The organism is Methanothrix soehngenii GP6 (assembly GCF_000204415.1).
GTDB lineage: Archaea > Halobacteriota > Methanosarcinia > Methanotrichales > Methanotrichaceae > Methanothrix > Methanothrix soehngenii.
On record NC_015416.1, the window covers coordinates 2,335,664 to 2,353,615 of the forward strand.

Genomic DNA, 17,952 nt, shown 5'->3' on the forward strand with positions numbered 1-17,952 from the left:
GGATTTCATGTTTTCCTGAGACTGATTAGCTGGCGATAATGCAACCGAACGCTGATACGAGATTATTCTGATGTACAGATCCAGGAAACCGAAGGTTCGGATGTTTCTGAAATCCGGCTAACCGGGCGCGCGGCCCGAAGCATACCCCATCCCGCTTTCTGATCGCATCCATAACTGCACTCAGTGCGGGCTATCCTTGGATCGAGATTGGAATGCGGCAATCAATATTCTCAGATTGGGACTACAATCTGTCGGAATCAAAACCGTTGAAGCCTGCCCCTTTTAAGGGGTGGGAGTAGTCACCCACTGCAAACCGCAAGCCTTTTACGTCATATCCCGGCAAGGAGTGTCCACAATTGCGAGCGATTCACTGAGCAGTTCGTCCGGGAGCAGCATAGATCAAGGAATGAAGTATCTGCAGCTCCTGGTCGGGACTGCACTCGCCCGTCTGGGAGGGAGAGACAATAGCATTCAAAGTTCCCGCTGATATCGCTAAGGCAGCAATAGCTGCCGGATGCACGAAATGCAATATGACCTGGCAGAAGCTGCTGGTTTTAGGCTTTTTGGCCGGGGCCTATATCGCCTTTGGAGCCCTTTTGAGCGAGATTGTGGCCGGAGGCCTCTCCAACGGCACCATAACCGGCCCAGACGGCGAGATCTGGAAGATCGCTATGCCAGGGGGCCTGGTCAAGTTCGCCGCCGGAGCGGTCTTCCCCGTGGGCCTGATGCTGGTCGTCATCGCCGGATCGGAGCTCTTTACCGGCAACTGCATGTTCGCCCCCATCAGCGTCCTGAACGGAGAGGCAAGCCTGGGAGGCCTGGTCAAGAACTGGTCGCTCGTCTACGTAGGCAACCTGGTGGGATCGGTCTTCGTCGCCTACTTCCTTGCTTACCAGTGCGGACTGTTCGATAACCTCCCCTGGGCGGGCTGGGCGGCAACCGTGGCCAACACCAAGTGCGGCCTGGACTTCAGCACCGCCTTCCTGCGAGGGATAGGCTGCAACTGGCTGGTTTGCCTCGCCGTCTGGCTGGCCATCAGCTCAGAGGACGTGATAAGCAAGATCTTCTCCTGCTGGTTCCCCATCATGGCCTTCGTTACCATTGGCTTTGAGCATAGCGTGGCCAATATGTTCTTCATTCCTCTTGGCATCTTCGCCGCCAACGATCCGGCCATCGCCGCTAATTTGGCGACCGCTGGAGTGGCTACGACCAACCTCGCCGGTGGAATGGGATGGTACAACTTCTTTATCACCAATCTTATTCCAGTAACGCTGGGCAATATCGTGGGAGCGGCCCTCTTCGTGGCGGCGCTCTACTGGTATGTCTATCTCAAGGGGCCAGTCTGCAAGGCAATCCCTGAGAAGGGAGCAAAGAAGTAACAATGCCCGGCAGTTCTATTGGCTGCAAATAGAGCATGAATCAAAATAACGGAGAGAGGAATGGAGCCCTGGCTATAATCGGCTGCTGCATCGCTATTTTCTGGCCGGGCGCCCTCACCTTCGGCTTTCCCGGAGTGATGGCCTCCCTATGGCAGGAGATGTTTCATGTTGGCAGCGGGGCCACTGGGTCTACCATCTTCTTCATGCTCTCTGCCGTGGGCATCTTCATGTTTCTGGCGGGCCGCTGGCAGGAGAGATATGGCATCAGGAGGATGATAATTCTGGGAATCCTCCTCACCTCCATCGGCTGCATCCTCGCCGCTTTTGCAAATTCGATTACCATGGTCTATGCCTGGGCTTTTCTCAACGGTGCAGCCTCATGCTTTGTCTACATCCCCGCCCTCACTCTGGTGCAGCAGTGGTACCCTCAGAGGAAGGGGCTGGTCTCGGGAACGGTGAGCATGGTATTTGGTCTGGCCGCTGCCATCATGTCACCAGTATTCGGCCTGATGCTGAATGCATTCGGCTACAGGAACATGAGCCTGGTCCTGGCAGTCCTTACTCTGACTGCAGGCCTGCTGGGCGCATATTTCGCCCGGGAGCGGGATGATGAGACGATAAAAAGGCAAAACGAAATGAGGGACGCCTTGAAGCGGCAAATCAGAGAGGGGAATGAGATAGATAAGGATGAGCAGAGGCGACCACTCACAGTATCTGAGACCCTCCACACTCGAAGCTTCTGGTTTCTCTGGACAACCTGGATCCTGGCCGGAGCGGCGGGAGTCTCCATGACCGTCCTCTCCACCGGCTATGGATTATCTTTAGGCCTTCCTCTGGAGGGTGCGGTTCTCATTCTCACCGCCTTCAACCTCACCAATGGCACCGGGAGGCTGGCAAGCGGATACTTCTCCGACCGGTTGGGAAGAAGGAGGGTCATGAGCCTGGCCTTCCTTGCTGCTGGTCTTGCATATTTTCTCTTTCCCCTGGCAGGAGATCTGCCTACATCGGCAATCCTGGCAGCAGTGGTGGGACTCTCTTTTGGCACCTTATTCTCCGTCTCTGCTCCATTGGTGGCGGACTGCTTCGGCCTGGACCATTTCGGTGCCATATTCGGACTAACCTTTGCAGCCTACGGATTTCTCGCCGGACCACTGGGGCCCACCCTTTCAGGATATCTGTTGGATCTGAATGGCGGCAATTTCATCCCCATCTTTCTCTATCTGGGAGCATTCAGCCTGCTGGCCGCTCTCTCCATCCGGCAGGTAGTGTCGCCAGAGCGGCGTTGAAAGGCATCAAAAAAAGGTCAGGATGATCAAGTCATGAAGAGATGACCAAAGGTCAGCCCTCATGCGCACCCGCCGATCAGCTCCACTGCTTCCCTCAGGTCGCCTATGACCTCGGGGCCCTGGCGCTCGCCCCTGCGGTCCAGGAAGAGGGCATCAAGGCCGGCATCCAAAGCGGACTCATAGTCATAGCTGTAGTGGTCGCCGATATGCAGAACCTCAAAGGGCCTGGCATCCAAATGAGCGCAGATGGCTCCATAGAGGAGAGGCGATTTCTTCACCTCCCTGAAATCGCTGGTTGCAGAGAAGACCTCCCGGAAGTAGCCCTGCAGGCCATCCAGCTCGATGTCGATGAACTCCCGAGCGGCATTGGATGTCACCACCAGCTCATAGTTCTCGGAAAGGAGCTCCAGCACCTCCTCTACCTCGGGATATACCTCGATCTCGTCCTCGTAGAGCTCTAAAAGCTCCTCTTTGCCTATGGAGAGGCCGAACTTGTCTATCCAGAACTTGAGGTCGTACCACTCCAGGTGATCGCTGCCGATTTTCATATACTCGCCAATCACGTATTCTCTGGCTGCGGGAAGGTCCAATCCCGTACTCTCGGCATAAAGCCTGGGCATGCCTTCCATCCAGACCTTGTCCACAAACCTCGAATTTACCAGGGTGCCATCCATGTCCAGGGATATTATGCGAATCATCTTGAACTCCTGTTGAAGAGGAAATAGTTGCCTATTAGGTTTATTATTCTTTTGGATGGGATCATGAGATCGCCTTGCGGGGTGGCAAGACGAACATAGCGCTCAGTCACATCTGCATTGGCCGGCTCAAAACGAAGAGCTGGATGTGGCCTGGCTCATGGAACCCCCACCATCCATCATGCTGATGGCTGTCTTGGAGCTTATCCTCTTGTCGCTACCTGCTGATCCAGAAAGCTGCACAGGTGCAGGCGTTGCATCGAACCTATCCGATGACTCATGCGATACAGGCTTGAATATATTGGTGGTGGCGGTGAATGCAAGCTCCCCAGACCGGCTGCTACCGTTGGTCATATAAGTAGTATAGCTCCCTATTCCCAGGGTGGATAAGGATAGATTGAGTTGATACATGTCTAAAGATCCTGAGGGAACCACAACCAGACTCATTTCATCCCCTGATATTGATCCGCTGGCGGTAGCGTTCTGTCTCCCATCTCCTCTGATTATCGCTCCCTGGCCTAAGATCGCATCATCTTTCTGGAAGAGATAAAGCTCCATCTGCTCTAAAGATGCGCCGTATAGATTGAGGAGCCAGTTGCCGGTTACATTAATATGAGCTGGGTTGAATGCCTCTGCCTCCGATTTAGGCCTGACGGAAATAGAAGTCTCGCTGATATCGGGTTGGTCAAGCGAATCTGAATCTGCTATCACTCCCGCTTTCACTGCATTTAATAATAGCTCCTGGGGCAGGGGCATAGACATCGATTCTCCGAGCTGGCCTGGGTCGAGGGGATCGGCAGCGTCGGCATTTGCCTGGATCAGGAAGGCGGCAATCGTTATGCATGAGATCAATCTATGGCATATTATACTCACATCATTGGATTTCGTACTAACCACACTCCAAGGCCCTTATCACACAGACTCTCTGAAAGCCAATTGAGCAGTCTATTATGATTATATTATATGACGATTTCGGTCTCGTCAATGGTCGAATTGGCCGGATATCCAGGAAATTAATAGGCAAAAGCGCCTTTTGTCCACCATACTATCATATGCAGAAAATGAGCTTGAGGCATTTTCAGCCAGCATCCCAGGCAGACAATTAAAGGTCAAAAGCTATAAAGTGGCCCATGCCACTTAGTCCCAGTGAAAAAGGATGTCACGGAAAAATATAATGGCGAAAATTTTGATGCATTCCATGCTTATAATCCAGGCCACTCAGGGCACAGGTATTGCCGACCTGGTCAGACTGGGCTACGAGGATGGCAGGGCGGAGGATGCAGTGTGGATGTATAACCTATTGCGAATCAATGGAGATAGATAAATGCGCATATTCGTCGTCGTCGGCCACAAGGCTACCACCCAGCCCAGCTTCTCTTTAGAGGATATCCCCGGCACCTCCGGCCGCCTGGACATCCTCTGCCGCTCCGTTACCGCCGCTTTTGTCCTCTCTCACGGCATCAGAAAGGATGTTCTGGTGTACCTGGTACTGCTCGGCGGAGAGACCCCCAAGACCATCCGGCTGGTGGGCGAGACCCTCCGCCACCTCAATCCCGATGAGAGAACAACTGCTGCTCTCCTCAAAAAGGCCCTGGCAGTAGAGGCCACGCCAGAATGGGCCATGTCCACCTCGGGCATATTCGTCCGCACCGGTGGCCTGGAGAAGCTGCTGGAGGATTTGAAGCAGAGATCGGTCCGGCTGGTGTACCTGAGGGAGGATGGACGGGATTTCCGCTGCCTGAAGGATGAGCCCCTGGAGAGGGAGATGGCATTCGTCCTGGGAGACCACACAGGAATGACTGCGGAGGAGGAGTCGCTCCTCGCCTCAGCCGGGGCAGAGGTTGTTGCCCTCGGGCCGACCAGCCTGCACGCCGATCATTGCATAGTGGTCACGAACTGGCTGCTGGATACCAATGCCTTTATGTCAGATTGCGGATAATACAGGCTAACGAATCAACTATCATCTGGAGATGCTGTATGGCGAATTCAAAGAGCGCAATATTTGCGGTTATATTGAACCTCCTCATTGCAGGACTGGGCCACATTTATCTGGGCTACCCCAGGAGAGGAATAATTCTCTTCCTGTTGAGCTTCCTGATAGGCGCCATGAGCGCTGGATTGGGATGGATCGTGGCCGTCATCTTCTGCTCATACGATGCCTGGCAGCTGGCCAAGGGCAGACCCGCTCCATTCGACTTCCTGAGTGAATATATTGGCGAATGACCATTCTATTGGCAAATGACGATCTGTACTGAATAATCCGGTATCAAGCCAGATACAGGGAAGTCCCAGTGATCCTGGCGAGGTGCCGGGAAATCTCTATTTGGCTCCTCGCTATTTGGAATGGGTGAACTTGAAATCGGGAATTCTCTGTATCTTTTCGCCTCTGTGGTGAACCGCGATGCACTGACCCAACCATAGAGACACAGAGGAACAGAGGCCATATTCTCTGCCGGACCTCACCCACATGATTCAGCGAAGAGCCCTTTATTTTTTCATCAGAAGATAGACCGTCAGGATTCTCTGTGCGCCCGATTCCCATGAATTTGCTTGCACCACGCAGAAATTCGGGAAAAAGGCCGGGAGAAAAGACCATTCCTGGATTGGCATGTGGCAAGATCTAATAAACCAGTAGCTCGATCTCTCCGGAAAAGAAGAGTCATTATGAGTGAAGAGATCATGGAAAATCCCAAAGATGATATCCTGGAGACGGCCAAGAGGATCGTCCGCCTGGGTCCCATCTGCGACAGCTGCCTGGGAAGGCAGTTTGCCATGCTGGCCACCGGCCTTACCAATGCTGAGCGGGGTCGATCTATAAAGACCGTCCTGGCCATGCAGGCCTCCGCAGAGGGTGACATATCTTTGCTGGAAGATCTGGCGCCTTCTTTCCAGTCAGCCCGGCTCAAGCTGGGCCGCAAGAGCGAAAAGGACGTTCGCTGCACCGTCTGCCTGGGAGAGATATCGCCAGAAATGCTCGACAAGTGGGCGGAGAGGGCAGCCGCCGCCCTTGCCGGCTGGGAGTATTCCACCCTGTTGGTGGGCACAAAAGTGTCCGGCCTTCTTGCAGAGAACGAGGAGCTACTCCTCGCGGACGGCGGCTCTCGCCATGCCGAGCCTTTCAAGTCCGAGCTGAACCGGGAGGTCGGCAAACGCCTCTCCGCGATCACTGGAAAGGAGTTCGACCTGAAAGATCCGGATATGGTGGTGCACCTGAACCTGGAGACGGGCGAGGCAGAGCTGCAGGTGGCATCTTTATTCCTCCGCGGCCGCTACAGAAAGCTCGTCAGGGGCATTCCCCAGACCCGCTGGCCCTGTCGCGAGTGCCGTGGCCGGGGCTGCCCACGATGCAACGGCACGGGCCGCATGTACCAGGAGTCAGTAGACGAGCTCATCCGACCAGCGGTGATCCGGGCGGCTGAGGCTGACGATACCGTCTTTCACGGAGCCGGTCGAGAGGATATCGACGCCCGCATGCTTGGCAGCGGCAGGCCGTTCATAGTAGAGGCCGTCCGGCCGCGGATAAGGACCATCGACCTGGCGGGGCTGCAAGAAAATATCAATCGTCATGCAGAGGGCAAGGTGGAGGTTATTGAGCTTATTGTGGCGGATTCCGCCATGGTGGAACGGCTCAAAGAGGCCACTTTTCTGAAGACCTACTCCGCTCTGGTCAGATTGGGAGCAGAGGTCGCAGAAGAAAAGCTTAAATCTGGCTTGAAGAGAGTAGTTGGACAGGTCGATCAGCGTACGCCAACTCGGGTGTCTCACCGAAGGGCAGATAAGCTCAGGGTGAGGAAGGTTTATAGCGCAGATCTTATTGAGGTAGTAGGCAATCTGGCTCGAATAAATATAAAGGGCGACAGCGGTCTTTACATCAAGGAGCTGATCTCCGGAGATGGAGGCAGAACCCAGCCGAACCTCGCGGAGATCCTCAGAGTGGACGCGGTCGTTGAAGAGCTAGATGTAATAGATGTAGGTGGAGAATCAGATGGCACATCATCACGGAATGCGGAAGAAGTCTAGAGACAAGCTGAGCAAGACTGTCAGGAGCAGTGGAATATCTCCCGTTGTCAGAGCTATTCAAGAGTTCGATACGGGATCAAAGGTTCACGTGCTCATCGATCCCAGCATACATAAGGGCATGCCTCACCCCAGGTTCCATGGGAAGACTGCCGAGGTAGTTGGAAAAAGGGGCAGAGCATTCGTCCTGAAGGTCACAGATGGCGATGCAACCAAGACCTTGATCACACTGCCTGAACATCTTAAGGCGCAAAAATAAGATGATTGTCAAGAGCGTATTAGAAGAGGAATTCCTGACCCTGGCGGAGGTCAAGGAGATGCTCGACCAGATCCGAGAGAAGCGAGCTGATGAAGAGGAGCTGGGCTATGAGCTTCGCCGGGCGATAAGGCATGCTGAGCTCTTTTCCAAGGGCAGCGCAGAAGAGAATACGGCAATGGTAGCTGAGCTTATGAAAATGGAGAAGATGACGAGGACCATAGCGGTTAAGATCGCGGATATCAGGCCCGTCACCAAGGATGAGCTGAGGGCGATCTACGCCAAGGAGCGATTCAATCTCAGCGAGGAAGAGCTCAGCAATATTTTAGAAATTGCATTCAGGGGGTAAGGCGCATGCCTGAGGGGAGACCGCCGAAGAGAGAAGAGATAGCCAGGGTTCTCGATTATCTCCCCTATGGCCGCACTCCGGACAGCAGAACCTATCAGAAGCAGCCTTTGGTTCAGGCGGTGGGTGAGACCAATTTCGTGCTCATGGAGATGACTCCCAAAGAGGGAGTGGTCCCTGTAGCTGGAGCCCGGGTGTATATCGGCAGCGGTAGCCGTGATGTGATCGATCATGTCAACCGCAGGATCGACTACTCAGAGCTCTCTAACAGCGCCAAGCTGGAGCTGCCTTTTGTCATCCAGACCATAGTGCTTGAGGATGAGCCCAGGTTCATCCGCTACTTCAATGATGCTGGCCCCATCACCACCCGCATGCACGCCCTGGAGCTGTTGCCGGGCATAGGCAAGAAGCTTATGTGGTCGGTGCTTAACGAACGCAAGAAGGGTCCCTTCAAGAGCTTTGCCGATCTGGTGGAGAGAGTGAAAGGCCTGCACAATCCAGAGAAGCTCATAGCCAAGCGCATAGAGGACGAGTTGATGGACGACCGGATCAAGTACCGGGTCTTTACCACAATGCCTCGCATAAGATGAGACTGGGCCAGCATTTTTTGATCGATCGCTCGATTGTGGATTCTATCGTGAGCCATGCCGATCTTGGGCTGGAGGATTGGGTGCTGGAGATAGGGCCCGGGGAAGGCATCCTAACACGAGAGCTGGCTGCCCGGGCCGGCCGGGTATATGCAGTAGAGATCGATCCCGATCTGGCAGCCAGTCTATGCAATACGGCCCCAAATGTGATGGTTATACATGCCGACGCTCTGACCGTTCGATTGCCCCAGTACAATAAGATCGTCTCCAACCTTCCCTACAATATCTCCAGCAAGATCACCTACCGCCTGCTCAGCCGGCCCTTTGACCTGGCGGTGCTGATGTTCCAAAAGGAGTTTGCCCAGCGATTGAAGGCCGAGCCTGCCAGCAAAATTTACGGTCGGCTGGGGATGGTCGCCGGCTTTTTCAGTCATATCGAGATCCTGCAGAACGTCTCCAGAAAGGCCTTCCGCCCGGTTCCCGATGTAGATTCGGCGATAGTCCGGCTCCGCCCGCGAACAGAGAGGCCTCAGGTGGATCCCAGGGCCTTTATGAGGCTGGCGGATATTCTCTTCAGAAACAGGCGCAAGAAGGTAAAAAAAGGCCTGGCAGCATACGGGGTAGATAAGATGACTCTGGCCGAGCTGGACCAGTCTCTGATCAATATGCGGCCCGAAGAGCTGACCCCGGACCAGGTGGCAGGTCTGATATTGGCGATCGAAAAGAAGAGCGATTGGGTCTGATCGGGCAAAGGGGCCCTGTTGCTTCATCCCCTCTTATCAAATCCCCAGACGGATGTGCTTTATCTCCAGGAATGACTCCAGGCCATAGTGCCCCAGCTCCCGACCGATGCCGCTCTCCTTCCAGCCACCAAAAGGCATCTGATAGTCCATCACATTGTTTATGTTAACCCCCACCCCTCCCGCCTCCAGCCTTTCTGCTGCCTGAATGCCCGTGGCAATGTCGCTAGTGTATATGTATGCGGCCAGGCCGTAATTCGAGTCGTTAGCCAGCTTTATGGCCTCGTCAACGGTCTCGAATCTCATAATCGGAGCTACTGGGCCAAAAGTCTCCTCTCTCATGATCTTCATCTTGTGGTCGGCCCGATCCAGGACGGTGGGCAGGAAAAAGTAGCCCTTTTCGAATGCCTCCCCCTCCGGCTCCCGGCCGCCGCAGAGGAGCTCTGCTCCCCTATCAAGGGCGTCCTTCATATGCTCTTTGGTCTTCTCACGCTGCTCATTGCTGAACATCGGCCCCAGGTCCACATTCTCTTTCAGGCCGTTGCCAATCCGCAGCCGCTCGGTCTGATGGACCAGTCTATCGGTGAACTCCTCTGCCACCTCATCTGCTACATATACCCGGTTGACGCTGATGCAGATCTGCCCCATATTGGAAAAAGCTCGCTGAGCGCAGGCAGCAGCCGCTTTTTCGATATCGGCATCGCCACAGACTATGAAGGGCGATTGCCCTCCCAGCTCCAGTGAGACGCGTTTTATATGAAGGGCAGCCTGGGCCATTATCCATCGTCCGGTCTCTGTCTCTCCGGTGAAGGCGATCTTCCTGGAGATGGGGTTTTCCACCAGCTCTGCTCCCACCTCACTACCCGGACCGTGTACCACATTGACCACTCCTGCAGGAAGACCGGCGTCATAGATCGCCCGAACGAATTCCGTGGCGGCGACGGGAGCGCGGCTGGGCGGTTTGGCCACAAAAGTGCAGCCCGCAGCCAGGCACGGCCCCACCTTCCAGGAGAGAAGGTCCACCGGATAATTCCAGGGGGTGATGAGGGCAGCGACGCCCACAGGCTGGCGGAGGACAACGCTCCGGCCACGGGATGTGGCCAGCCATTCCCCGACGTTCCTCCTGCCCTCTTCTGCATAATAGTCCAGGATACCAGCAGATGATAGGATCTCCGCTCGAGCATTTTTCAGGGGCTTTCCCTGCTCCTGAGTCAGCAGTCGGGCTATGGACTTCGCCCTCTCTCGCACCAGATCCGCGGCAGAATGCAATAGCTCTGCCCTCTTCTCGCAGGCGGTCTCAGACCAGAGAGGAAATGCCTTCTTTGCCGCCTCCAAAGCCATCCGGGCATCCTGGCGAGTTCCTACGGAGACCAGAGCCACAGGCTCCTGGTTTGCTGGATTGCAAATCGTCTCCACCTTATGGGATGAAATGGGGAGCTGTTCCCCGTCGATTATCATATGAGTCTGATGCATGAAAGACCTCCGCATCGCCTATTTTATCCCTCCTGGCTGATAACCTTTGGGCCGGACCGATCAGAATGAATCGCCCCATTCATCTCCTTCATCCGGGGATGCATCATCCACAGACTGCTATAACATTTATATGGGTATAGGTTATGATAGAAAGCCAAAGATAATGATCGATCAAACATAGATTTGAGGTTTATGATAGATGAAGTCGCCATGTGAGGAGATCGTCTGGAATGTGCTTCCCAGCATCAGAGCGGCTATTGCCGAAGAACTGATCAAAAGAGGAATTTCTCAGAAGGATGTGTCCAAAATGCTGGGAATCACCCCCCCTGCGGTATCCCAGTATGTCTCGAAGAAGAGGGGCTACAATATCGAGTTCAGAGAGGATATCAGGGAGGCGATAGGAGGGCTTGCGGAAGATCTTATCGATGGAAAGGTCGATGATCTGGTGAGGAGGATCTGCGATATCTGCTGCATGCTTCAAGATGACGAGAGCGCTTGCATCTCAGGTCGATGCAAAGGGAAGTAAGAATCAAATCCAAATAGATCTCCAATGAATCCCAGATCTCCATATTCTCTATGCCCTCTGGAGAAGGAATGTTTTTGGAATGTTAAAAATGAGCCATGACGGCAAGCTAAAAGATCTCAAAGATCGTATCCGGGAGAAAGAACGGCTGCTTATCTCGTATTCCGGTGGGGTGGACAGCAGCCTCCTGGCAAAGCTGGCTCATGATGTCTTGGGTGAGGGGGCGGTGGCAGTGATCCTGGACAGCGAGATCTATCCCAGAAGCGAGCTGGAGGAGGCGGTTGCCCTGGCAGAATCCCTCGGTCTGGAGCTGAGGGTGGAGAGGTTCTCTATTCTCGATGACCAGGCTTTTTCTCAAAATCCATCCACTCGCTGCTATATCTGTAAAAAGAGGTCCAGTGCCATTCTCAAGAGGGTGGCTCAGAAAGAGGGTATGAGCTGCATCGCCGATGGGGTGAACGCCGACGACCTCGATGACTATAGACCGGGCATTGCGGCCTGCAGCGAGGAGGGGATCTGGCATCCATTTGTCGATTCGGGGATCACTAAAAAGGATATTCGCACCCTGGCTCAGGATATGGGACTGCCCGTCTGGGACAAGCCCTCTTCCGCCTGTCTGGCCTCGCGCATTCCCTATAATGAGAGGATCACACGGGAAGGCTTACGAATGGTGGAAGAGGGGGAGGAATATTTGAAGAGCCTGGGATTTGGCCAGTTGCGGGTGAGGTCGCAGGGAAAGACGGCGCGAATCGAGCTGGAAGAGCAGGAGCTGGAAAGGGCGCTGGCTTGCAGGCAGGAGATAGTGATGAGGCTGAAGTGCATTGGTTTTGAATATGTGACCCTGGACCTGGAGGGCTATAGAAGCGGTAGCTTAAACGAGGTTTTGTGAAAGTTCAAGAGATTCGATCCGATTTTCCCATTCTCGATGATCTCATCTATCTGGATAGCGCCGCCACCAGCCTTACTCCTGAGCCCGTCTTAGAAGCTGTCCTGAGCTACTACCGCAGCTACAGGGCCAATGTGGGCCGGGGGGTCTACCGCCAGGCCCAGATCGCTGACCAGAGGTACAGAGACGCTCATCTCAAGGTGGCGGGTTTTGTGGGGGGAGAAGATGGAACTGCCGTCTTCACCAGGAACACAACCGAGTCGATCAACCTAGTGGCCAGGGGCCTGGACTGGAAGAGGGGGGACCGAATTGTGACCACATTGCTCGAACACCATTCCAACCTCCTGCCCTGGATGAGGCTGAAGGAGGTGGGGATCGATCTGGAGGTCATAGCTCCGGATAAAATGGGGAGGATCGATCTGGCCGACCTTGAAAGAGCCATAAACAAGAAAACCAGGCTGGTCGCCATGAGCCATCTATCCAATGCCCTTGGCACCATTCTGCCTGCAAGAGAGGTCGGCCGGATCTGCCGTGAGCGGGGAGTTCTCTTTCTGCTGGATGCCGCCCAGTCCCTGCCCCATATGGCAGTGAATGTTAAAGACATAGATTGCGATTTTTTATGCTTTTCCGGCCACAAGATGCTCGGGCCCACGGGATCGGGAGTGCTCTGGATCAGGGAGCTGGAGGATGGCAAGAGGAATGGAGAGCAGAGGAGGGCAAAAGGGCAGAGAATGAGCAGTCATGCCAGCAAGAACCAGGACTCCGGGAAGAAGCTGGGTGGCACGGAACTGGCGCCCCTATTGGCAGGAGGAGGGATGGTAGAGGACGTCTTTGACGACGGATTCACCTTTAAGAGGGGCTATGAGGGCTATGAGGCGGGAACGCCGGACATCTCCGCCGGCATTGGTCTGGGCGCTGCAGTGGACTACTTAGCCCGGATAGGGATCGATGAAGTTCACGATCATGAGATGAGTCTCACCAGGAGGCTGCTTAAAGGATTGGATGGGATCGGAGGCCTGGAGGTCTACGGACCGGGGGCTGATAGCCCCGTGGAGCGGGGAGGAGTGGTCTCATTTGGGATAGAGGGCCTCTTGCCCCATGAGATCGCCCTGATGCTCGACCAGGCCTCCAACATCTGCATTCGCTCGGGGCACCATTGCTGCATCCCCCTGATGAGGCACCTGGGATTAAAGCATGGCACCGCCCGAGCATCGCTGTATCTTTATAATACCGATGAGGAGATCGAGAAGCTCCTGGGGAATTTGGAGCAAATCGCCAGGATGGCTTAAGGGAACGCATGAGAAGATGATAAAAGACTTTGAGTGCCTTAAGGTGGACGAGATCAAGGTCGAGAAAGCCATCTGCCCGGTGGCGGAGGAGGTTCCCTTATCTATTTTCATCAACGGCCGCCATTTCGCCACCGCTATGATCAGCCCCCAGATGAGAAAAGAGTTCGTGGCGGGGCACCTTTATTCCGAGAGGATCGTCTCTGCCGTCGAGGAGATAGAATCTATAGAGGTGGAGGGAGATGTGGCCAGGGCAATAGTCGCCAATCCCATTCGAGCGATAGTCCCCAGGAGGCCCATTGTGAGCGGCTGCGGGGGCATAGCCTCATTTCTCGATGAGTCAAAGCTCCCCCGGATAAAATCCGATCTGACGATCAATAAAAAACAAGCTCAGGAGGCGATGAAGGCCATATCCCTCTCCGAGACGCACATCGCTACGGGCGGGGTTCACTCAGTTGGGCTCTTCGATCAATCCGGGCCTGTATCGATCATCGAGGACATAGGAAGGCACAATGCCCTGGATAAGGCCATAGGCAGCCTGATCATCAAAGGGGAGAGATTCGACCTGGGCCGGGCGTTTGCCGCCTGCACCGGCCGGGTCTCCTCGGACATGGCCCTGAAGTGCTCTGTAGCCGGCATCCCCATAGTCGTCTCCCGGGGGGCGACGACGGGCCTGGCCATAACCATTGCTCAGAGGACGGGTCTTGGCATCATCGGTTTTCTGCGGGGGAAGAGGCTGTCCGTTTATGCCAATCCGGAGAGGTTTGTGATTTGAGGTTGACTGAATGAGGTCGCCTAAATGATCTGCTCCCTCTGTCAGGAACGGGCGATCGTTTCCCAGCGCTACCTCGGCCGGCACCTCTGCCAGGATCATTTCATCCAGGATTTTGAGGGGCGAATGGTCCAGACAATCGTTGTGAACCGGATGATCGAGAAGGGAGAGCGGATCGCAGTGGCGGTGAGCGGAGGGAAGGACAGCACTGCCCTTCTATTTGCCTTAAGCCGGGTTCTAGCCGAAAAAGAGGTGGAAATGGTGGCGTTGACTGTAGATGAAGGCATCGCAGGCTACCGGGATGATACCATCGTGGCTGCAAAGAGGATCGCCCGGCAGATGGGAGTGGAGCAGGTGATCATCTCATTCCAGGAGGAGTACGGCTGGAGCCTGGACGAGATGGTGGTGGGAGCAGAGGTCGCGCCCTGCACCTACTGCGGGGTATTTCGCAAGAACGCATTGAACTGCGCTGCCAAAAGCCTGGGGGTGACAAAGCTCGCCACCGGCCACAACCAGGACGATGAGGCCCAGTCGGTGATGATGAACTATCTGAAGGGGGATATGGAGCGTCTGATGCGCTTTCGGCCCAGAAGGGAGCAGCCGGGGCTGATTCCCAGGATCAAGCCCCTGCGAGACATTCCTGAAAAGGAGATCGCCCTCTATGCCATGGTTAACGGGATCTATTTCGAGTCCAGGGAGTGCCCCTATGCCCGGCTCTCTTTAAGAGCAGATGTGCGGGATATGATGAACCGGATGGAGAGCCTCTTTCCCGGAACCCGGCAGAAGACGCTGCAGGGATTTGAGAGGATCGAGGAGCTGTGCCGAGGAGACTGGGCGCAGATGGAGCTGGCGGAGTGTAGGGAATGCGGCGAGCCATGTGTGGGGAAGAGGTGCAAGGCCTGCGAGCTCTTGGGAAGGCTGAGACCTAACCTCCCGGATCAAATAGGAGCATAAACCGATCAATATCAATTATGAAGCCTCTATTTTGAGAAATAACTCATATTAGCCTTGCGTGGCGAAAGGTATTTATACTTTATGCGCCTACTTATATTGAGGCACATAATGAAACCCACTAGAAGAATCAAAGTGAAAAATGGTATCGAATATTGGTATGAAGAAACACCCTATTATGATAAGGAGAAGAAGCAGATCAGACATAGATCAAAATATTTAGGCAGAAATGTCGATGGCCAGCCGGTCCGGATGCGTTCCGCTCCATCTGAGATCAAAGAGAAGACAAAGAAGAAAACTGCAGAAGTCAAGTCATCTTTTGATTATGGTTCTATACTTGTGCTCCAGTCAATAATGGAAGAACTTAACTTAGATCGCTATCTAGAGAACCTATTACCCTCAACCGAGGCGTCCATGATTCGCGCATTGGCATTCAACCGAATCATAAGACCTACGGCAATGAAGAACGTCGATTCATGGTACGAAGGGACCGCTCTTGCTCTTGAATCTCCTCAAATCGACCTTGCCAGCCAGCGAGTAAGTGAACTTCTCTGCCGGGTGGGTGAAAGCAATATCCCTGACCGCTTTATGTCCCAACTGATTGAAGGAACCAGCACCAAAAGCACTCTCATTTACGATATTACAAGCCTATCAAGTTACTCTCAACTTATCAACCTTCTTGAGTATGGATATAATCGCGATGGAGCGGATCTTCCGCAAATTAATATGTCCTTGATTATGGATAAGGACAAAGGAATCCCTGTGATGTATGACATCTTCCCTGGAAGCATTTCTGATGTCAGTACGCTTTCCGGCACTTTGAAAAAGATTAAAGCTCACGGAGTCCAAAACTATGTTGCTGTGATGGATCGGGGATTCTTTAGCTTGGGCAATCTCTGTGAGTTGTTGGACAATAAAATTTCGTTTGTCATGGCTGCTAAGTTGCAGTTGAATGATCTGAAGCAACTAATGACCGAAGCGCAAAAGGACATCGATGACGTAAAATACCTGCATAAGTTTAACAACGAGCCAATTTTTGCTAAGCCAATTACATATAATATTGATAATATGGAAGTCCGCGGGTACGTGTATTATGATCCTAAATTGGAGCAAAACGAGAAGCAGACCCTTCTTAGCAGGTTGTACGATATTCGAGAAGAGCTGCTCAAGGTTCGCTTGAAGAAGAACAGCAGTCCTCAAGTGGCTTTTAAAGAGAAAGCGCGAGGATTCGGAAACTTCTTTGAATGGAATGTGGTAGATAATCGCTTTGATGTTTCGATTAAACAGAATGCTGTGACTCAAAGAATGAATAAAATGGGTAAGTATATCCTGTTCTACTCAGGGGACTTCGACTGGCTAAATTGTCTTTCTCTTTATCGGGAGCGCGATGAAATCGAAAAAAGCTTTAAGGCTCTGAAGAACGAAATCGATATCCTTCCGCTGAATACTCATAGTGAAAAGACAACAAGAGGCTTCATCTTCGTCGCTTTCCTGAGTCTAATCATTAGGACGAGGTTGATCAATATGATGAGAGAAGCGAAGCTACTGGATAAGTATTCTGTTGAACTCTTGCTTCTGCAATTGGAGAAATTGAGAAAAATCACTTTGGCGGACGGACAGATATTAGTCACCGAAATGACAAAAAAACAGAGGGAAATACTTCAGGCGCTAAACCTGTGCGCCTGAACTTTTCGGGAGGTTAGGCTGAGAGGATGATGGATCTAGGTGCCTGTACCTCGCGGGATAATAATGAGAGATGCTCGGGAAAATACCTTCCACTTATATCTCGAAGAAAGGCTAATGCATCTTAACTGAGATATGCCACCCCTCCCCGAAGACATCCTGCCCGGCCAAGGGAAAGACAAATGGCCGTTGCATAAATAAGGAGATGAAGATTTCTTGCATTCATCTGACTTCGCTACCGGTCCATATCAGCCAATACATTTTCCAGCATGGATCGAAGCTCAGGAAATTCTATGGTCACAGTTGTCCAGACGATCGACAGGTCAACCTTGAAATAGCCATGGACGAGCCGATCTCTGATTCCTGCCATATCGCGCCAGGGAATCTCTGGGTATCTTTCTCTAATTTGATCCGGGATATGTTTTGTTGCCTCGCCTACAACCTCTATGCACTTTGTCACTGAAAGAACAGTCTTTTTATCGCTTTTAAATTCATCAAATGTCATATCTCTAATAAATTCTTCAGCGTAGTTCATGTGCTCAATGATATCCTCGAGATAACTCCCATAATCCCGTTTCTTCATACGTAAATTACCTCTTTGAGGATATGCCCGCTTACCCTCGGTTTGAGGCCCGACTTTGTGACCAGATCTACCTTCTCACCAATCTTGTCGCTCAAGTAATTCTGCAAACCCACGTATTGTACCAGGCCAATTGGCTCCTCAAAATCAATCAGCAAATCGAGATCGCTGGTATCCTTTTGCTCGCCTCGCACGAAAGATCCGAAGATGCCGATCTCCTTTACTTTAAATTTTTTTTTGAGGATTGGCTTTTGATCTTTAAGGACTCTCTCGATCTCTTGAAGGGTTTTCATTTTAGTTGCCACCATCCAATCGAGCAGGTTTCAGGATCTCTTATCTCAACCAGGATTGCTATCTAAATCTTAGATTCAGATCCTCGACCGCGTAGATCAGGCTCATTTCCCAGAAGCTGGGCTAGAACTCTCTCGGAAAGCCTCATAAGGCCTCTCGTAATTGCTCTATCTTCACCATGCTCCAACAGATCACCAGGAA

The 17,952-nt window shown here is 53.0% G+C and carries 21 protein-coding genes and 1 pseudogene; 17 read left to right on the top strand and 5 right to left on the bottom strand.

From position 1 onward, the window contains the following. Window positions 1-154 precede the first annotated feature (154 nt). The 3 genes and pseudogenes from MCON_RS15735 to MCON_RS11650 all read left to right on the top strand — a co-directional run. Window positions 155-286: pseudogene (locus MCON_RS15735) on the top strand (zinc ribbon domain-containing protein); the annotation flags it as partial. Between the two features lie 178 nt (window positions 287-464). Beyond that, window positions 465-1,379 carry a formate/nitrite transporter family protein gene (locus MCON_RS11645; RefSeq protein WP_048132416.1) on the top strand — a complete coding sequence of 305 codons (915 nt, stop codon included), beginning with the start codon at window positions 465-467 and terminating at the stop codon, window positions 1,377-1,379. Between the two features lie 35 nt (window positions 1,380-1,414). Then, on the top strand, window positions 1,415-2,665 hold the full coding sequence (locus MCON_RS11650; protein WP_013720162.1) for an MFS transporter: 1,251 nt from the start codon (window positions 1,415-1,417) through the stop codon (window positions 2,663-2,665). Between the two features lie 59 nt (window positions 2,666-2,724). Here MCON_RS11650 and MCON_RS11655 read toward each other — a convergent pair whose 3' ends face one another. Together MCON_RS11655 and MCON_RS11660 are read right to left on the bottom strand one after the other, a co-directional pair. Then, complete coding sequence (locus tag MCON_RS11655) at window positions 2,725-3,363, bottom strand: HAD family hydrolase (protein WP_013720163.1); 639 nt, start codon at window positions 3,361-3,363, stop codon at window positions 2,725-2,727. Between the two features lie 126 nt (window positions 3,364-3,489). Continuing rightward, window positions 3,490-4,212, bottom strand: a complete 723-nt coding sequence (locus MCON_RS11660) for a hypothetical protein (RefSeq protein WP_048132418.1) — start codon at window positions 4,210-4,212, stop codon at window positions 3,490-3,492. A 346-nt stretch (window positions 4,213-4,558) separates the two neighbouring features. On the opposite strand from MCON_RS11660, the gene MCON_RS16945 reads away from it, so the two are divergent. The 8 genes from MCON_RS16945 (at window position 4,559) to rsmA (ending at window position 9,309) form a co-directional block, all read left to right on the top strand. Continuing rightward, complete coding sequence (locus MCON_RS16945; RefSeq protein WP_269798803.1) at window positions 4,559-4,684, top strand: hypothetical protein; 126 nt, start codon at window positions 4,559-4,561, stop codon at window positions 4,682-4,684. After that, window positions 4,685-5,299, top strand: coding sequence for a tRNA (pseudouridine(54)-N(1))-methyltransferase TrmY (gene trmY, locus MCON_RS11665; protein ID WP_013720165.1), 615 nt, complete (start codon window positions 4,685-4,687; stop codon window positions 5,297-5,299). 38 nt (window positions 5,300-5,337) lie between these two features. After that, on the top strand, window positions 5,338-5,583 hold the full coding sequence (locus tag MCON_RS11670; protein ID WP_013720166.1) for a hypothetical protein: 246 nt from the start codon (window positions 5,338-5,340) through the stop codon (window positions 5,581-5,583). A 441-nt stretch (window positions 5,584-6,024) separates the two neighbouring features. Continuing rightward, entirely contained in the window at window positions 6,025-7,380 is a 1,356-nt protein-coding gene (locus MCON_RS11680; protein ID WP_013720167.1) for a tRNA pseudouridine(54/55) synthase Pus10, read from the top strand. Beyond that, window positions 7,346-7,636: a 50S ribosomal protein L21e gene (locus MCON_RS11685; RefSeq protein WP_013720168.1), complete on the top strand. Its 291-nt coding sequence runs from the start codon at window positions 7,346-7,348 to the stop codon at window positions 7,634-7,636. The genes MCON_RS11680 and MCON_RS11685 overlap by 35 nt, the downstream gene beginning before the upstream one ends. 1 nt (window position 7,637) lies before the next feature. Further along, on the top strand, window positions 7,638-7,982 hold the full coding sequence (locus tag MCON_RS11690) for an RNA polymerase Rpb4 family protein (RefSeq protein WP_013720169.1): 345 nt from the start codon (window positions 7,638-7,640) through the stop codon (window positions 7,980-7,982). Window positions 7,983-7,987: 5 nt separating this feature from the next. Further along, complete coding sequence (locus tag MCON_RS11695; protein ID WP_013720170.1) at window positions 7,988-8,569, top strand: DUF655 domain-containing protein; 582 nt, start codon at window positions 7,988-7,990, stop codon at window positions 8,567-8,569. Between the two features lie 47 nt (window positions 8,570-8,616). Beyond that, entirely contained in the window at window positions 8,617-9,309 is a 693-nt protein-coding gene (gene rsmA / locus MCON_RS11700) for a 16S rRNA (adenine(1518)-N(6)/adenine(1519)-N(6))-dimethyltransferase RsmA (protein WP_232844286.1), read from the top strand. 36 nt (window positions 9,310-9,345) lie between these two features. Here rsmA and MCON_RS11705 read toward each other — a convergent pair whose 3' ends face one another. Beyond that, a complete protein-coding gene (locus tag MCON_RS11705) occupies window positions 9,346-10,779 on the bottom strand; it encodes an aldehyde dehydrogenase family protein (protein WP_013720172.1) in 1,434 nt (477 codons plus the stop codon). A gap of 199 nt (window positions 10,780-10,978) precedes the next feature. Between MCON_RS11705 and MCON_RS11710 the strand changes: the two genes are divergently transcribed. From MCON_RS11710 to MCON_RS11735, 6 genes are all read left to right on the top strand, one after another. Beyond that, complete coding sequence (locus tag MCON_RS11710; RefSeq protein ID WP_013720173.1) at window positions 10,979-11,305, top strand: transcriptional regulator; 327 nt, start codon at window positions 10,979-10,981, stop codon at window positions 11,303-11,305. A 79-nt stretch (window positions 11,306-11,384) separates the two neighbouring features. Continuing rightward, window positions 11,385-12,191 (top strand): ATP-dependent sacrificial sulfur transferase LarE, encoded by an 807-nt coding sequence (larE, locus tag MCON_RS11715; RefSeq protein ID WP_157863802.1) that lies wholly within the window; start codon window positions 11,385-11,387, stop codon window positions 12,189-12,191. Continuing rightward, entirely contained in the window at window positions 12,188-13,477 is a 1,290-nt protein-coding gene (locus MCON_RS11720; RefSeq protein WP_013720175.1) for an aminotransferase class V-fold PLP-dependent enzyme, read from the top strand. The genes larE and MCON_RS11720 overlap by 4 nt, the downstream gene beginning before the upstream one ends. Before the next feature lie 16 nt (window positions 13,478-13,493). Next, window positions 13,494-14,249, top strand: coding sequence for a formate dehydrogenase accessory sulfurtransferase FdhD (gene fdhD, locus MCON_RS11725; protein WP_013720176.1), 756 nt, complete (start codon window positions 13,494-13,496; stop codon window positions 14,247-14,249). Window positions 14,250-14,273: 24 nt separating this feature from the next. Beyond that, complete coding sequence (locus MCON_RS11730) at window positions 14,274-15,200, top strand: TIGR00269 family protein (protein WP_013720177.1); 927 nt, start codon at window positions 14,274-14,276, stop codon at window positions 15,198-15,200. A 108-nt stretch (window positions 15,201-15,308) separates the two neighbouring features. Continuing rightward, entirely contained in the window at window positions 15,309-16,883 is a 1,575-nt protein-coding gene (locus MCON_RS11735; RefSeq protein WP_013718820.1) for an IS1634 family transposase, read from the top strand. Window positions 16,884-17,115: 232 nt separating this feature from the next. Here MCON_RS11735 and MCON_RS11740 read toward each other — a convergent pair whose 3' ends face one another. After that, complete coding sequence (locus tag MCON_RS11740) at window positions 17,116-17,463, bottom strand: HepT-like ribonuclease domain-containing protein (protein WP_013720178.1); 348 nt, start codon at window positions 17,461-17,463, stop codon at window positions 17,116-17,118. Further along, window positions 17,460-17,753: a nucleotidyltransferase family protein gene (locus MCON_RS11745; RefSeq protein WP_013720179.1), complete on the bottom strand. Its 294-nt coding sequence runs from the start codon at window positions 17,751-17,753 to the stop codon at window positions 17,460-17,462. The genes MCON_RS11740 and MCON_RS11745 overlap by 4 nt, the downstream gene beginning before the upstream one ends. Window positions 17,754-17,952: the final 199 nt, after the last annotated feature.

Bases quoted from the DNA above. Each gene is read 5' to 3' on its own strand.
- MCON_RS11650 (WP_013720162.1), top strand. From the start codon at position 1,415: ATGAATCAAAATAACGGAGAGAGGAATGGAGCCCTGGCTATAATCGGC.
- MCON_RS11655 (WP_013720163.1), bottom strand. From the start codon at position 3,363: ATGATTCGCATAATATCCCTGGACATGGATGGCACCCTGGTAAATTCG.
- MCON_RS16945 (WP_269798803.1), top strand. From the start codon at position 4,559: ATGCTTATAATCCAGGCCACTCAGGGCACAGGTATTGCCGACCTGGTC.
- trmY (WP_013720165.1), top strand. From the start codon at position 4,685: ATGCGCATATTCGTCGTCGTCGGCCACAAGGCTACCACCCAGCCCAGC.
- MCON_RS11670 (WP_013720166.1), top strand. From the start codon at position 5,338: ATGGCGAATTCAAAGAGCGCAATATTTGCGGTTATATTGAACCTCCTC.
- MCON_RS11680 (WP_013720167.1), top strand. From the start codon at position 6,025: ATGAGTGAAGAGATCATGGAAAATCCCAAAGATGATATCCTGGAGACG.
- MCON_RS11685 (WP_013720168.1), top strand. From the start codon at position 7,346: ATGGCACATCATCACGGAATGCGGAAGAAGTCTAGAGACAAGCTGAGC.
- MCON_RS11690 (WP_013720169.1), top strand. From the start codon at position 7,638: ATGATTGTCAAGAGCGTATTAGAAGAGGAATTCCTGACCCTGGCGGAG.
- MCON_RS11695 (WP_013720170.1), top strand. From the start codon at position 7,988: ATGCCTGAGGGGAGACCGCCGAAGAGAGAAGAGATAGCCAGGGTTCTC.
- MCON_RS11705 (WP_013720172.1), bottom strand. From the start codon at position 10,779: ATGCATCAGACTCATATGATAATCGACGGGGAACAGCTCCCCATTTCA.
- MCON_RS11710 (WP_013720173.1), top strand. From the start codon at position 10,979: ATGAAGTCGCCATGTGAGGAGATCGTCTGGAATGTGCTTCCCAGCATC.
- larE (WP_157863802.1), top strand. From the start codon at position 11,385: ATGTTAAAAATGAGCCATGACGGCAAGCTAAAAGATCTCAAAGATCGT.
- fdhD (WP_013720176.1), top strand. From the start codon at position 13,494: ATGATAAAAGACTTTGAGTGCCTTAAGGTGGACGAGATCAAGGTCGAG.
- MCON_RS11730 (WP_013720177.1), top strand. From the start codon at position 14,274: ATGATCTGCTCCCTCTGTCAGGAACGGGCGATCGTTTCCCAGCGCTAC.
- MCON_RS11735 (WP_013718820.1), top strand. From the start codon at position 15,309: ATGAAACCCACTAGAAGAATCAAAGTGAAAAATGGTATCGAATATTGG.
- MCON_RS11740 (WP_013720178.1), bottom strand. From the start codon at position 17,463: ATGAAGAAACGGGATTATGGGAGTTATCTCGAGGATATCATTGAGCAC.
- MCON_RS11745 (WP_013720179.1), bottom strand. From the start codon at position 17,753: ATGAAAACCCTTCAAGAGATCGAGAGAGTCCTTAAAGATCAAAAGCCA.